General features: G+C 42.1%; 15 protein-coding genes. 1 reads left to right on the top strand and 14 read right to left on the bottom strand.

Annotation, left to right across the window (positions count from 1 at the left end; translation table 11 throughout):
- Positions 1-326: 326 nt before the first annotated feature.
- The 7 genes from groL to A0O21_RS10490 form a co-directional block, all read right to left on the bottom strand.
- Positions 327-1,958 (bottom strand): chaperonin GroEL, encoded by a 1,632-nt coding sequence (gene groL / locus A0O21_RS10520; protein WP_067064979.1) that lies wholly within the window; start codon positions 1,956-1,958, stop codon positions 327-329.
- A 96-nt stretch (positions 1,959-2,054) separates the two neighbouring features.
- Complete coding sequence (gene groES / locus A0O21_RS10515) at positions 2,055-2,339, bottom strand: co-chaperone GroES (protein WP_067064976.1); 285 nt, start codon at positions 2,337-2,339, stop codon at positions 2,055-2,057.
- 323 nt (positions 2,340-2,662) lie between these two features.
- Complete coding sequence (locus A0O21_RS10510; RefSeq protein WP_067064974.1) at positions 2,663-3,466, bottom strand: ABC transporter ATP-binding protein; 804 nt, start codon at positions 3,464-3,466, stop codon at positions 2,663-2,665.
- A complete protein-coding gene (locus tag A0O21_RS10505) occupies positions 3,463-4,368 on the bottom strand; it encodes an ABC transporter permease (protein WP_067064972.1) in 906 nt (301 codons plus the stop codon). Before A0O21_RS10505 ends, A0O21_RS10510 begins: the two co-directional genes overlap by 4 nt.
- A 41-nt stretch (positions 4,369-4,409) precedes the next feature.
- Complete coding sequence (locus tag A0O21_RS10500) at positions 4,410-5,375, bottom strand: ABC transporter substrate-binding protein (RefSeq protein ID WP_067065309.1); 966 nt, start codon at positions 5,373-5,375, stop codon at positions 4,410-4,412.
- A gap of 442 nt (positions 5,376-5,817) precedes the next feature.
- Positions 5,818-6,978: an MFS transporter gene (locus A0O21_RS10495; RefSeq protein WP_067064969.1), complete on the bottom strand. Its 1,161-nt coding sequence runs from the start codon at positions 6,976-6,978 to the stop codon at positions 5,818-5,820.
- 204 nt (positions 6,979-7,182) lie between these two features.
- Positions 7,183-8,514: a 6-phospho-alpha-glucosidase gene (locus tag A0O21_RS10490; protein ID WP_067064966.1), complete on the bottom strand. Its 1,332-nt coding sequence runs from the start codon at positions 8,512-8,514 to the stop codon at positions 7,183-7,185.
- A 178-nt stretch (positions 8,515-8,692) separates the two neighbouring features.
- On the opposite strand from A0O21_RS10490, the gene A0O21_RS10485 reads away from it, so the two are divergent.
- A complete protein-coding gene (locus A0O21_RS10485) occupies positions 8,693-8,917 on the top strand; it encodes a hypothetical protein (protein WP_067064964.1) in 225 nt (74 codons plus the stop codon).
- A 172-nt stretch (positions 8,918-9,089) separates the two neighbouring features.
- Here A0O21_RS10485 and A0O21_RS10480 read toward each other — a convergent pair whose 3' ends face one another.
- The 7 genes from A0O21_RS10480 to A0O21_RS10450 all read right to left on the bottom strand — a co-directional run bounded on the left by A0O21_RS10480 (position 9,090) and on the right by A0O21_RS10450 (position 15,289).
- Positions 9,090-10,667 carry an alpha-glucoside-specific PTS transporter subunit IIBC gene (locus tag A0O21_RS10480; protein ID WP_067064961.1) on the bottom strand — a complete coding sequence of 526 codons (1,578 nt, stop codon included), beginning with the start codon at positions 10,665-10,667 and terminating at the stop codon, positions 9,090-9,092.
- A gap of 244 nt (positions 10,668-10,911) precedes the next feature.
- Positions 10,912-11,697 carry a MurR/RpiR family transcriptional regulator gene (locus A0O21_RS10475; protein ID WP_067064959.1) on the bottom strand — a complete coding sequence of 262 codons (786 nt, stop codon included), beginning with the start codon at positions 11,695-11,697 and terminating at the stop codon, positions 10,912-10,914.
- Between the two features lie 243 nt (positions 11,698-11,940).
- The gene (locus A0O21_RS10470; protein WP_067064956.1) at positions 11,941-12,231 is read right to left on the bottom strand and encodes a PTS fructose transporter subunit IA; all 291 of its coding nucleotides are present in this window, start codon (positions 12,229-12,231) and stop codon (positions 11,941-11,943) included.
- Positions 12,232-12,275: 44 nt separating this feature from the next.
- Positions 12,276-13,112: a PTS system mannose/fructose/sorbose family transporter subunit IID gene (locus tag A0O21_RS10465; protein ID WP_067064954.1), complete on the bottom strand. Its 837-nt coding sequence runs from the start codon at positions 13,110-13,112 to the stop codon at positions 12,276-12,278.
- Complete coding sequence (locus A0O21_RS10460) at positions 13,113-13,961, bottom strand: PTS mannose/fructose/sorbose/N-acetylgalactosamine transporter subunit IIC (RefSeq protein ID WP_067064951.1); 849 nt, start codon at positions 13,959-13,961, stop codon at positions 13,113-13,115.
- A 338-nt stretch (positions 13,962-14,299) separates the two neighbouring features.
- The gene (locus A0O21_RS10455; RefSeq protein ID WP_067064949.1) at positions 14,300-14,794 is read right to left on the bottom strand and encodes a PTS sugar transporter subunit IIB; all 495 of its coding nucleotides are present in this window, start codon (positions 14,792-14,794) and stop codon (positions 14,300-14,302) included.
- 60 nt (positions 14,795-14,854) lie between these two features.
- Entirely contained in the window at positions 14,855-15,289 is a 435-nt protein-coding gene (locus A0O21_RS10450; RefSeq protein ID WP_067064947.1) for a PTS sugar transporter subunit IIA, read from the bottom strand.
- Positions 15,290-15,595: the final 306 nt, after the last annotated feature.

Genomic DNA, 15,595 nt, shown 5'->3' with positions numbered 1-15,595 from the left:
ATTTTCTTACCCAAAACAGAACCTTCCTTTGTTAAAAAGCATATACTGATAATGTCATTATAACAAAAGTTCTCTTACAGTCCTATTACAAACCTTATACCAATCAATTAAAGGCAGAAAGCTGCCCAGCAGATGATATTAGTTCATAAAACAAAGGAAACTGAGACATTTTTACAATCGAAGACCTAATGAGGTTTTCCTGTTATTTTACACATTGGTGATGATTACAAAATAAGCTCGCCAGTGCCGTTAAATGCCCCTTATCATAATCAAAAGACAAAAATAAACAGAAAAACCCTTGATATATCAAGGGTTTGAATTTATATTTACATCATGCCGCCCATCATTGACGGATCCATTGCTGGAGCTGCCGGAGCTGCAGATTCAGGAGCCGGTTTGTCCGCAACAACAGCTTCTGTTGTCAGGATCAAGCTGGCAACTGAGGCTGCATTTTGCAGAGCAGAGCGAGTTACTTTGACAGGGTCAATGATACCGGCATCAACCATATCTGTCCAGTCTCCGCTGGCTGCATTAAAGCCAGTTCCTGCTTGGCTGTTTTTCAGACGTTCGATAACAACTGAGCCTTCAAAGCCGGCATTCACAGCGATTTGGCGAACAGGTTCTTCCAAAGCACGCAGCACAATGTTACGGCCGGTTGCTTCATCACCATCCAAATCCAGGGCAGCAACTTTGCTCATCACATTGACAAAAGCTGTTCCGCCGCCTGCTACGATACCTTCTTCAACTGCTGCGCGTGTCGCATTCAAGGCATCTTCAATACGCAGTTTCATTTCTTTCAGTTCGGTTTCTGTCGCTGCACCAACTTTAATGACGGCAACACCGCCGGATAATTTTGCCAAACGTTCCTGCAGCTTTTCACGATCAAAATCAGACGTTGTTGTCTCAATTTGTGATCTGATGATGCTGACACGGTTGGCAATAGCGGCACTGTCACCAGCACCTTCAACAATAACAGTGGAGTCTTTGTCGACAGTAACCTTATTGGCTTGGCCAAGTACGGCCATTGTGGCATCTTTCAGATCAAGACCTAAGTCTTCAGTAATCACCGTACCGCCTGTCAAAACAGCGATGTCTTCTAACATATCCTTGCGGCGGTCACCGAAACCAGGTGCCTTAACAGCAACCACGTTAAATGTCCCGCGGATTTTATTGAGAACAAGAGTCGGAAGAGCTTCACCTTCCACATCGTCAGCAATAATCAGCAGCGGACGGCTGGTTTTAAGGATTTCCTCAAGCAAAGGCAAAACATCCTGAATGTTAGTAATTTTCTTATCGGTAATTAAGATATAAGGATTTTCCAAATCGGCAACCATTTTTTCGTTGTCAGTTACCATATATTGAGAAAGATAACCGCGGTCAAACTGCATCCCTTCAACGACATCCAGCTCAGTTTCCATCCCGCGTGATTCTTCAATCGTAATAACACCGTCATTGCCGACTTTCTCCATCGCCTCAGAAATATAGTCCCCAACTTTTTCAGAACGTGATGAAACAGCAGCAACTTGTGCGATAGCTTCTTTACCGGAAACAGGCTGAGAAATCGCTTTTAACTCTTCTACTGCAGTTGACACAGCTGTTTCAATTCCGCGGCGGATACCGATTGGATTAGCACCTGCAGTGACATTTTTTAAGCCTTCGCGCACAATGGCCTGGGTCAAAACGGTCGCTGTTGTCGTTCCGTCACCGGCAATATCATTGGTTTTAGAAGCAACTTCCGATACCAGTTTAGCTCCCATATTTTCAAAATGATCTTCCAGTTCAATTTCTTTAGCAATGGTCACCCCGTCGTTTGTAATCAAAGGAGAGCCAAAAGATTTTTCAAGAACAACATTGCGTCCTTTAGGTCCCAAGGTGACTTTTACCGTATCAGCCAGGGTATCGACACCGCGTACCATGCTGCTTCTTGCATCTGATGAAAATTTAATTTCTTTTGCCATTCTCTATTTACCTCATTCTAAAATCGCATTAATATTACAGTCATTTAAAGTTCTTAATAATACAGGCTCAGCAGCCTGCAGACTGATATCACTTTTTTATTGAACAACGGCCAGAATATCTGACTCGTGAACCAGCAGGTAGCTTTCACCTGCATCTTTGACTTCTACACCTGCAAATTCTTCAAAAACAACTGTATCGCCAACCTTAACGCTCAGCTCAATCAAATCACCATTTAAAGCACGAGTCCCTGCACCAACGGCCTGAACCGTTGCTAATTGTGTCTTTTCCTTGCTGCTGCCAGCAAGAACAAAACCGCCGACAGTCTGTTCTTTTGCTTCTTCTACTTTCAAGACTACGCGGTCACCTAATGGTTTTAACATCCTTTTACCTCCAAATAGTACTTTCTTTTTTAGCACTCTTAATCATTGAGTGCTAACTTACAGAGTCTATTGTATCACTTGGTCAAAAATAGTCAAGAAGAAAACTCATTTTTTTATAAAATCCCACAAGAATATGGAAATAAAAGTCTAGCTTCGCTGATGCAACAGCGAAAAGTCAAAGGTCTTTTATCCAAATCTTAAAATAAAAAAGCGGCCCAAAGACCGCAGACAGCTGGTTTAGACAAACCAGCGGAAATTTTATTGGAAAAGAGCTGCATTTCTGGACTAGCTGTCTGACAGATGAAGTCGAAACAGATACTCTTTTATCCGAGAACTAAAGCATCATCGGCCAGCACTTCCCCGCTGTTCTTGTGGAAAAGATCCATGAGCTGGGCAACGGTCAGAGAGGTTTTCTCCTCGCCGCGGACATCCACTACTATTTTGCCGTGATAGAGCATCACCAAGCGGTTGCCGTAAGCAATGGCATGCTCCATATTGTGCGTTATCATCAATGTCGTCAGCCGCTGTTCTTCCACGATTTTTTTAGTAAGCGCCATAACCATATCACTGGTTTTAGGATCAAGCGCTGCCGTATGTTCATCAAGCAGCAGAAGCTTAGGCCGAAGGAGCGTTGCCATAGCCAATGTCAGGGCCTGACGCTGTCCGCCGGATAAAAAAGCAGCATCTGTCTTCAGCCTGTCTTCCAGACCCAGACCTAGTTCAGACAAGGCTGTTTTAAAAACCGCCCTGTCCTTATCTGTCACAGCTTTTTTGAAAAGACTGCGCTTTTCACCGCGAAAATAAGCAATCGCCATATTTTCCTCAATTGTCAGGTTAGTCGCTGTCCCCATGCGCGGGTCCTGAAAAACACGGCTGATTTTTTTGGCCCGTTTTGCGACAGGCTCTTTGCGGAGCGACTCCCCTTCCAGCAGGATATCCCCCTGATCAATATCAACAACACCGGCTATGCTGTTGAGCAGCGTAGATTTCCCGGCACCGTTGCCGCCGATAACAGAGATAAAATCCCCTTGGTTAATGTCCAAGTCCAGTCCGCGCAGTACATGATTTTCATTTACAGTTCCCTTTTCAAAAGTTTTATGAATATTGGTTAATGTCAGTAAACTCATCGCTTCTCTCCCTCTGCTTTCAATGTACCGGCTGGCTTAATTTTCAGTTTGCTGCGAATTTCAGGGACATAGAGAATCAGGGCTAAAAGAAGAGCTGAAACTAATTTAATCATCTGAGCGTCAACATTCATAGCTAAAATAATAACAATTATCAAGCGGTAAAGCACAGCTCCCAAAACAATCGACAGCAAACGCTGACCCAGCGGAAGGTATTTGATAACAACCTCTGCCAGAATGATAGAAGCCAGACCTATGACAATCGTCCCAACACCCATATTCAAATCAGCATAGCCATTGTTCTGAGCTAAAAGAGCACCAGAAAGGGCTATCAAGCCATTGCTCAGCATATAACCAAGAATTTTCATACGGTCAACTTTGATGCCGTTTGCTTCTCCCATTGCCAGATTATCGCCGGTAGCCCGCAAAGCTAAACCGATTTGTGTATTGAGCAGTATCACCAAACTTAGAATGACCGCTCCCACAAACGTTCCTCCAATAAGCAGAACTGCCGTTGTTTTTTCCAGACCCCAGTCCTGAACAATACTAACCAAAGTAGTTTGGCCGGAAAGCGAAAGATTAGAGCGCCCTAAAATCAGTAAATTGACCGAGTACAGACCTGTCAGCGTGATAATCCCTGTCAGCAGAGCCGGAATTTTCATCTTTGTGTGCATAAAACCTGAAACAGCACCGGCCAGCATACCGCCAAGCATGCCGGCAACAGTCGCCCAAAAAGGGTGCAGGCCGTTGACAATCAGCAAAGCACAGACAGCAGCACCCATTGGGAAACTTCCTTCAGCTGAAAGATCAGCAATATCTAAAATGCGAAAGGTTAAGAAAACCCCGATAGCCATGACCGACCATAACAGGCCCTGTGAAATACTTGATAATACTATATCTGCCATGATTTCCTCTCTTGAAAATAACTTAAGCTCAATCTATTTTCTTATTCCTTGATGGCACTGATATCAATCCCCAGTGTTTCAGCCATCTCATCATTAACAACAACCTGAAGGGTATCCGGATACTCGGCAGCAATCTTATCTGGCTCTTCGCCTTCTAAAATTTTCACCGCTAGCTGTGCTGTCTGACGGCCGAGCGCTTCGTAGTCAGCGCCATAAGAAAAGAGCACGCCGCTTTCTACAACATCAGCTGAACCGCCGACCACTGGAACTTTCATCTCTTTAGACAAATCGGTAATCAGAGAAATTGAGCTGACAATTGTATTGTCTGTCGGGATAAAGAGCACTTCTGTTTGATTCATCAAACTTTTAGCTGTATCCTGAACATCATTGGTGGATGAGATGCCTTTGACCACCGTTTCAATACCGGCAGCTTTAAATGCTTTTTTTGCATCTTCAACCTGAACCTCTGAATTCCGTTCGTTTGTTGTATACATAATACCAACTTTTTTGACATCAGGCAGAACTTCCTGCAGCAATTCAACCTGCTTGTCGATAGGTGAAAGATCACTTGTCCCGGTTACATTATGACCCGGCTTCTCCATAGAGTCTACCAGCTTAGCGGATACCGGATCTGTGACGGCTGTAAATAAAATAGGCACATCAGAAGAGGCTGTTGCCAAGGCCTGAGCAGCTGGAGTAGCAATCCCCAGGACAAGATCATTATCCTGAACCAGACTCTCAGAAATAGTCTGCAAATTAGCCTGATCTCCCTGAGCGTTTTCGTAATCGATAACGATATTATCGCCATCCACATAGCCCTCTTGCTCCAGCTCATCAATAAAGCCTTTACGGGCAGCAGTCAAAGATTCGTGTTCAACATACTGCAAAATCCCGATATGTTTAGCATCACTTGCAGCCGTTTTACTGCTGTCAGACTTTTGAGAGCAAGCCGCTAATAAAAGACAAGCAAGACCTAAACCACATACTGTTTTCATTAAGCGTTTCATACTGTGTACCTCTTTTTTCAATTTTTCTGTTGCAGCAGCTTTATGCAGAGCCGCAGAACAGGAATATCCGTTCATAAACAATAAAAAAACCAGTTAGCTCCTTCTTCTAACCGGTTTCATTGCGGGCAAGATGAAAATTTTCATTCTTTTCGAGCCAGTTAGAACTATTATCTAATCGGCTTGGTCACAACAAAATGCTTTAGCTTCATAGATACAAACCTGAAGTGACGTTTGTACCGGCAACAACCCTACAAACGTCTATCTAAAGAAACTAAAGTAATAACGATGGTGCAGTTGTTTATGCAAAGATAAAGCGTACTTGGACATCTCTGGCTCCTTGTTTATGATTGATTGTAGTATACCTTTATTTTTTATTTCTGTCAATAGTTTTAACCCTATACTTTTGAAAATTAATAAAATTCAGAAAACTCTTCAACTACATTTATTTCCCCGATCTATCTACTTCCTTTTCGAAAAAAAGGCAGAAAATAAAAGCCAGCACACCAAATAGGGAAAATAGAGCCAGACTGACTGAATAACCAAGATTCAAGCCCAAAACACCACTCAGAAGAGGAATAAGCAGTGAGGATAAGCCCATATAAAGACTGAGGGCCAGCAACTGCCCGCTGCTGTTAAGATAGGATGGTATCAGGTCAGCAATAAGCCATTTCGAACTAATCAGAATAATCGGCGTTGTAAATACTTGCAGTACACAAATTAAGACAATCAGGAAACTATGATTGACTAAAGCAAATAACAGAAACTGCAGTGATGAAATAACTGCACTCAGCTTTAGCATCCCAAGGGCGCCATACTTATCAATAAAGTGCATGCCAAAAAGATACATCGGAATTTCCAAAACAGCTCCCATCCCCCACTTTAACGAAATTTCTATGCTGCTAGCCCCTAAAAACAGCATTTTGTCGACTACCAAGCTTGTATTTGCTACTACCATAGCATAAAGAAAGAAAAGAATTAGCAGCAGAATAATATAAGCTTTTATTTGAAAAAGGCCGATCAAGTCTTTGCCTGAAACTACTGTTCTCTTATTGAATTTCTCAATATCAGGAAGGAAAACCATTAAAACCAAGACCAAAGAACCCAGACCAGCAATAAGCAGACCAGCCCCTCGGTAACCAAAAAAATGCAAAAGCAAGCCTCCTCCCATACTGCCTAAAGCCCAGCCAATAGAACCAAAAGCTTTCAGGGTCGACAGGCTTTTTCGAAAATAGTAATTTATACCAATAATCCAAGTATCTTCAAGCCCGCAGAGACTGTTTAAAAAACCTCCTGTAATGGAAACCAATCCCAGTAAAATAACAAAAGACGGTTCTCTTCCTGCAAACAGTCTAACCGCTGCCAGTACAAAAACCAGCATAGACATTAAATTAATCCATTTAGCTGTTCCCCATTTATCAGATAAGTAACCAAAAATTAACTGCAAAAGGATATTAAGGACTGCATAACCTGACAGGGCATAGCCTCTCTGATAAGAATTATAGCCTAATTCTGCCATAAAAGGAATCAGTAGTGTCATACACAATCCAAAGCTGATATAGGAGAAAAGCTGCACCAAAGCAAATATTTCTTTTTTTCTTTTCATTACTTTGCCCTTTTAATTGAACAAGACAGCAAAACCATAATCCGATATAAAAAATCAACTTTCCTGCATTTGGCGGAAACCGCAAAAATCTCAGGACATATGTTTTGTCTCAAAATTCAGTCAGCTGCCATTCTCAGCTGATAACATATGCTTAAGAGCTCGGAAAAAGGCTGAGGCTTATTGCCCCAGCCCCTGACAGCAATCTCAATGCAGTTCTGGCCAAAACTCTTTGTTAGCCTCAATCATATCATCTAAGATTTCCTTGGCAATTTTTGCACTAGGCACTGATTTGTTCATCATAAAAGATTGCCATAACTTTTGATAGCTTCCCTCAATCCATGCTTCGACAGCCAGCTTCTCTGAAGCAATCTGCTGTTCCATCAATCCTTTTTGGAAGGTAGGAATCTTGCCTATGGATAGCGGCTCATACTGGTCCTTGCTGACAATACACGGGATTTCGACCATTGCATCATCTGGAAAATTAGCAATAGCGCCATTATTCGGTACGATAAGCAAGAAGCGTTCTTTGGTATTAAAAGCCAGAGCGCAAGCAAGATCCACAATAAATTGTGCATGCTCATTGGAGGCAAACCAAGTCCCTTTCGCTGTCCCAGCTGCAACGATACGTTCACACTCTTCGCGTGTGTCTTTTTCGCGGCGATCCATAATTTCATTGGCTCTGGTATAATCATGATCAGAATGTGCTACTGTTTCCGGTGCCATGAGGTAATACTTTAAGTAAGTGTTCCACAGCTTAGTCGGATCCATGGCATAGAGATCTTTAGCTGCCCGCATTGTTTCAAGCCAAGAGGACTCTTTATGCTGGCCTTGCGGTGTATACTCTTCATAACCATGCTCTCTGACATATTCCATCAGCCGCGGCATCAGATCATTCCCTTGATGGTCACGAATCTGGGTCCACCAGCCAAAGTGGTTAAGACCATAGTAGCGCACATCGAAATCTTTACGCGAATTCAAGCCCAAAATCCGAGCAAAAATTTCCTCCAGGCAAACCGGCATATCGCAAATATTAATAACACGAGCATCGGGACGCAAAATTCGGCAGGCTTCTGCTACTATAGCCGCTGGGTTTGAATAATTAAGCATCCAGGCGTTAGGGGAATATTTTTCCATATAATCAATAATTTCAATCAAAGGACCAATGGTGCGCAAACCATAAGCAATCCCCCCTGGGCCGCAAGTTTCCTGACCTACCACACCATGCTTAAACGGAATTTTTTCATCCAGTTCCCGCATGGCAAAAAGTCCAACACGGAGCTGTGCCATCACAAAATCAACCCCCTTAAACGCCTCTACAGGGTCAGTGGTATAAGTAAACACAATATCCGGATGCCTTTCTTTTACAATGATTTCACAAGCTTTAGCAACACGGGTTTGCCTTTCTTCTAAATTATCATACAATTTGATAGAAGCAATCGGAAAATTGTCATAATTATCCAAAAGCATAGTGACAATCCCTGCTGTATAAGTGCTGCCGCCGCCGGCAATAACAATATTTTGTTTTTGACGTTCCATAACCAAAACTCCTTTAAAATAAGATACAAAGCCCGTTAAAAGAGCAAAGCAAAAATAGGAGACTGGACGAAGAGTCTCAAAGCTCTAGGACAGTCTATCTTTTTTGCACAGCTCTTAGGGCGTCGTGTTCAATTAATAAGATACAAAGCCCGTTAAAAACGCAAAAGGAAAATAGGGGATGGCAAGTGATGCTTGCATCACGATGACAGCCATCTTTTTCCCGCAGCGTTTAGGGCGTGTTCAATTCCACAAGATGCAAAGCCCGTTAAAAGAGCAAAGCAAAAATAGGAGACTGGACGAAGAGTCTCAAAGCTCTAGGACAGTCTATCTTTTTTGCACAGCTCTTAGGGCGTGTTCAATTCCACAAGATACAAAGCCCGTTAAGAACGCAAAAGGAAAATAGGGGACTGACTGACGAATCACCAGATTCTAAGTCAGGACATCTTTTTCCCGCAACATTTAAGCCGTATTCAGTTCATTGAAATACAATCGTTTAAAAATCACAGGCAAACAAGCCGCTGCTGACAGTAGATACTTTACTAATCTTCTTTCATACAAATAGCATGCTGAGCTTGTTAATTAAGATTTAGCAAGCTTTCAAAATCATCTCTGACATAAGGCACATCAAGCCCAACAATAACTTGAACAGCTTTACCGTTATGCACAAGACCATGAGCGCCGGCTGCTTTGAATGCCGACTCGCTGCCCAGTTTCGACTCATCTTTTAAGGTTACCCGCAATCGTGTGGCACAGTTTGTAACATCAGCAATATTAGCAGCACCTCCCATTAAATCCAAATATCTTTCAGCCTGAATCATCGTTGCTGATTTATTACTGTTTTTCGAACTGTCTTTTTTTGAGATATAGTCATCCTTGCTGTACAGTTTCGTTTCTTCATTGTCCTCCTCACGTCCTGGCGTTTTCATATCAAAACGGCGGATTAAAAATACAAACACAAGAAACCAAATCACCATAAATACCAACCCCAGAATAACCTGTGTAAGATAGGTCGGCCAGTGATAATAGCCTAAAGGCAACCAATTTAAGAAAACCCAGTTGATAATCCCGCCGCCAAAATCACCAACGACACCAAAGGCAAATGATAAGGCCTGCAAACTGGCATCCAAAAAGGCATGAACAACAAAAAGGGAGGGAGAAATAAAGAGAAAAGTAAACTCAAGCGGTTCCGTAATCCCCGTCAAAACGGCTGTTAAGGTTGTCGGAATCATGAGAGCAAGAACTTGTTTTTTCTTTTCCGGACGGGAAGTCACATAAAAAGCAGCTGCTACACCAATTGACCCGAAAACTTTTGCCATACCAGATAAAGAAAAGCCGATAGGAAACAGTTCTTTTAAACTGGATGATGATGTGGCAAATTCATGTAAATGAGTTGCCCAGTAAGCGGATGTCCCGCCTTGAACAATAGCATTATCATAAGTAAAAGGGGCATAGATGAAGTGGTGAAGTCCAGTTGGAATGAGAATTTTTTGCAGAAAGCCATACACCCAAATGCCCAAGGAACCGCTGTTAATAAAGAAGCCCTGCATGCTTCGTATACCATTTTGGATCAGCGGCCAGCCAACACAAGTCAGAAAAGCGATTGGAAGCATAGCAAAAAAAGCCAGCGCTACGACATAAGCCGATCCCCTAAAAATGCTCATTGTTTCTGGCAGTTCTTTATCAAAATAACGATTGTGGAGCCAAACGACAACACCAGATATAAAAAGTGCCCCTGCCATCCCAGTATCCAGAGTCTTAATACCGGCAATCATCGTTAAGCCAGAACCTGTGCCAGCCTCTGCACTAATATCCACACCAAAGAAAGATCCCCATTGGGTCAGCATAGCATTGATAAAATAGTTAAAAGTCAGATAAGTCGCCATTGCCTCTAAGCAGGCACGCCCCTGCTGCTTCTTCGCAAGCGCAATAGGCAAAGCTAAAGCGAATAAAACCGGCAGCTGTAAGAAAATCATCCATGCACCTGCTGAGATAACCTGCCAAAAGCGATACCAAATATGGTCAGGATCTGCTAATCCCCCCATTAAATTGGGATTAGTAAAAATGATTGACAGACCCACCATAATACCGGAAAAGGCAAATAACAGCGTTGGGGTGAACATCGCTCCGCCCAAACGTTGAATTTTTTTCATCATAATGATTTGACGCTCCTTTCATTAATGTATACATGCCGGCTGTTTGTACAGAATAACAATTGAAATAGCATAAATCTTTGTGCCTTATGAACTGCCACCATCAGACCTGTTTATTTCGTCTATTCTCTTGAAGGTACCTTACGAAATAATAGTACAATGCCAAATAAGACTTTGCAAGCGCTTTTACAACTCTTGTGACTTATTCCTGCAACTAAAAAAAATTCACAGGAGCTGTGAATTTTTATCATAGTATTTCCTTTTTACCTTGCAGTAAAAGCTGTTCATTCTTATAGATAGCATATTGAATAAAAAGCAGTTCTGCTAATAAAAAGTAAGGCATGGTAATTTTGTAATTGGGATGGTTTTGCAAAAAATTTAAATTGATTGAATCAATATATAAATTTTCATCACTAAATTCGGCTAGCTGATTATTTTTGAATTCGGTTATGGAAATAATTTTTACTCCTAAAAGTTTTAAACGGCGAGCGATGTCAACAACTTTTTTGCTATTTCCGCTCAGCGAAATCATGATAATCACATCCTCTTTATTAAAGACCTCGTACATTGCATGATCAAAAGTCGTCCCAGCAAAATCATAAATAATTTCTTTGGCCGATGTAAACATTCGCTTAATCTGCTTTGCAACAGACAGCTGAACATCTCCAGAACCGTAAACAAAGACCCGTTTAGCCTGATAAATCAACTGGCAGATCGTTTTATAATCTTTGTGTTTTTGGTTAGTAATATACTGAATAAGAGAATCGCAGGTAAATTCAAACACTTCTGTATCAAAAGTGTTCAGATTCTCCTGCTCCAAACGCAAAAGCACTTTTAATTCGCTGTATCCCCTCAGTTTAATCTTACGTACAAAGCGTGAAATAGTTGTGCGCGAAACATTAGTCTTTTGCGCTAAGTCATTAATAGTCAGCCGAGACACTTCCTCCTTATGGGTCGCAATATAATTCCAAATAAGCAAGTCCGTCTCATTTAATTTTGTGTAGTTATCCAGAACTAACTCAGATAATTTCATTCCCTACCTCTTCACTCCCTAAACACGATTCAAGATCAGCCGGAATCATTTACAGCTTAAAGAAAGCGTTTTCTAAAGATAGGCTTATTATATCACATTTATTATATTCTTCCTAATACATTTGAAGTAAAAAGCAGTGTCCAATCTTAAATCAGGGTTTTTTACCATTCATAGCAGTACGGCGTACAAAAAAACTCTTTTTCTGAAAAGCAGGAGATTACGCTTTTTCAGAAAAAGAGTTCCTCATTTTTGCAGAAGGCTCACCTTTAGTTCAAAGTCAGCAATTACCTTCTGCACATTGAGCCGGCCCTTATAAATCCCATAACCAAAAAGCAACATACCTAAAATTCCCAAAAGCGTTAAGGCAAAACCAATGATTAACCCCCAAAGATTGGCTGCCAAGCAATAGAGCAAAACAACGCCAATACTGGCAAGGATAAAAAACAATGAGAACCAGCGGCCTAGATTTTCAAGCATGTGTTTTTGGTAATGAATTTCCTCTTCATAGCCTTGAACTAATTCTTGCTTTGTCATAACTCCTGTCCTCTCATTACTTCATGAAAGCTTCTGTTTGGATTCTAGTAAGACAGGCCTGGGTTAAAGAAGCCGACTAAAACACCAACAAAGGCAATGACAACCAAAAGCAGCATGACTTTGATCGGCGATAAGTTTTTCCTAGCCATGAGCCACCAACAAAGGAGAATGAACAGGGCTGTTAAGAGACCCGGATAAACGGCATCAAATTGATCTTGCAGCACCAAGAAGGCTTCTCCTGACCTATCTTTCAATTGAAAGGCTGTCGTTACAGAAACCCATGTCGCTGCTACGCCCCCAATAACCATACCTCCAACAATAGCAATAGCTTTGCGGATAGCCTGACCTTGAGGGCCAACCAGGAATTCAACAGCCTTATCGCCTAATTCATAGCCCTTGAAATAAGCGAAACGCATACCAAAATAAGCCAGAAGATTCCAAACAATGATGTAGAAAATAGCGCCGACCGGCGATCCGCCATTAGACAGGCCTAAAGCGATTCCTAAAAGGATGGGAATCAAGGTGCCGACTACAAGAGAATCGCCAATCCCTGCGATAGGCCCCATTAAGCCGGCACGCATACCGTTAATGGTTTCGTCATCAACCATCTCGCCATTAGCGCGCGCTTCTTCCAAACCGGCTGTTACACCAACAATAAGACTTCCCAACTGAGGTTCTGTATTGAAAAAGGCTGTATAGGTCTGCATGGACCTCTTTTGATCATCTTTTTGATCATAAAGCTCTTCAACAATAGGAAGCATTGAAGTCAGATAGCCAAATGTCTGCATATGCTCCTGTGAAAAACAGGTTAAATGTCCGTAATACCAATGATGAAATGATTTAACCAGTGTCTTTTTTGATATTTTCTTTGTCTCTGCCATCTAAATATCCTCCTCATCATCGTCATCATAATCAGGTTCGGAAACAGCTCCTGCTCCTCTTTGTCTTACCATATCAATTTCATAGAACAAGAAGGCAAAAATCAGCGAAATAACAGCACATGATACTAAATTAAGCCCCAATGAAGCCGCTAAAGTAAAACCGACAAAAAACGGAATGAAATCTGTTACTTTTTCGACAATCTGTTTCAATAAAATAGCAATCCCAACACAAGGGAGAAGGGAACCAACTGTAAAGAGCGTTTTCATAGCCAGACCATCCATAGGGAGTGCTTCCTGCAAAGCTGTTACGGCCGAAGCACCAAGCTTACACATAATGAGAGTCGGCAGGAAGGAGAAAAGCATATGGGAAATCCAAGGCAGTCCCCAGTCAACTGTATAGAGCCTCTTAAATTCACCTTTTTCAACAGCCCGCCAGCCGATATGCTGCCATGCCAAATTCAGTGTTGCTGTTCCATAGAAAAGAACGGTCCCGATAGTTCCAACCAAGGTTCCCATAGATTTTGCTAAATTAGCGGCTTCCGATGAATCAGCAGCAATCCCTTGAGCGTGTATCGCTACCATGGCAAGCGGAATGCCGATATAAGATACGGCCCGGACATCAGCTGATACCGTTCCTCCTGGAGTTACAAGAGCGATATAAACCAATTGCATAGCTACACCGCAGATAATGCCTGTCTTTAAGTCACCAAGAATGATACCGCAGACCAGCCCCCCAACCAGCGGCCGACCCAGCGTATAATTCCCGATACTTGATCCGCCCATGCCGGGCATTGACGACAGACTAGCAAAGAGCCCTAAAATGGCCGCCTGCAACCAAGATATTGTCATAATAAACTCCTCCAACAAATACAAAAACCATAAAAAGCAAAGCAAAAATGGCGGTAAGTCCGAAATCTGCGATTTCGCAGACGCACCTCTGCCAGAACGACTAGAAAGGTACAGTCGACTGTTTAAGGCGACAAAGCTTTCAGACGTTTACGGCTGGCGGTAAGTCCGAAATCTGTGATTTCGCAGACACACCTCTGCCAAGGCGACTAGAAGGATACAGCAGACTGTAAAGACTGCAGAGTCTTTAGACAGCTGCGATTGACCGATGTGAATCCAATACGTAAAGGCAATCTCCTTTTTGCATAGCTCTTAGGCTGTTTTAGTTTTAATGATAACTTTTAAAAGCCAAATTTAGCTTTGAAATCTGACCAGTAGCCGATAGAAACATCGGGGAGCAATTGGAATTTCACTTTATAACCAGCTTGTTCAATAGCTTCTAAAGCTTCCGCTTCTTCTTGCGTAATGGACTGATTGTTTCCCAATTTCACTGCCCCAGGGCGATCATTTGCCGGACCGACTATAATTTCTTTGACCTCATCTGGAACAAATCCCTGATCAACCAATAACTTCTTCATATCGATTGGGTTTTTGGTGATAACAAAATAACGTGTATCAGACTCTAAAACTTTTTGCGATTTTTGTTTGAAAGCGTCTACAGTCCAGACAAAAGTCTTTTTATCTGATGCACCTTTGTAAGCCTGTGTCAGGACTTTATTGGCTGCAGCGGCATCGTTAACTGCAATCAAGCCGTCACAAGGGTATTCCTTGGCCCAGCGGGTAACGGTTTGACCGTGAATCATTCGGTCATCAATACGTACAAATGATACTGACATGTTTCTTTTCTCCTTTATATGAAAGCTCAGGATTTGTGTGTAATTAATCCCGGCTTAATGTTAAATATCGTCTTCGGCTTCTTCTTCAGCAGCCTCTACCTTAAATTCCTGTAAGGCTGACTGTGCTTCTGACAAAACAGCGGTCACAAGATCTCTTCCGGCGAGACTGTCCTTCAGAACCAGCGAGTTCAAAGCCATTGGCAGATTCATACCGCCAAGAACAAGAGCGCTGTCCAACTTTCCCAAATCGCTAAGCACACTGCAGGCGGTTGTCAATGGGCTACCTCCTACGATATCAGCCAAAAGAACAACTGAGTCGCCAGCCTGCAAAACAGTCACTGCTTCTTTGAAATCTGCTGCAAACTCTTCAACCGACTTGCCATCCTCAAGACCGACAGCGATGACTTGATCCATCTTATCTGCCGCAAACATAGCTAAAGAAGTCTTTAGACCGGCTGCAAGACCACCATGGCTGACCAGCACTAAATATTTCATTGCACCATCTCCTTTATTTTTAATAAATCCAAATCTGATCAAAACCTTGAAAACACTGGATTTACTGCTTTAACTGTCTTTATTTTACTCAATAGGAAACCGTTTTCCAATTGCCGAATGTCATTAAATCCATATGACATTTGTCAATATTAATATGACAAATGTCACATCTGCCCAAAAAACCTATTCGCTCCATGCGAATAGGTTTAGCATCTCCAAATCCAAAACAGTTATAATTCACGCATTCCTTTAAATTTTTATTCCCTAAAGAAAAGCATCTGCAGGGGGAACAAAGAAACTGGGCTA

It is taken from the genome of Streptococcus pantholopis, assembly GCF_001642085.1.
Classification (GTDB): domain Bacteria; phylum Bacillota; class Bacilli; order Lactobacillales; family Streptococcaceae; genus Streptococcus; species Streptococcus pantholopis.
This window is presented reverse-complemented; position numbering and strand designations above follow the sequence as displayed.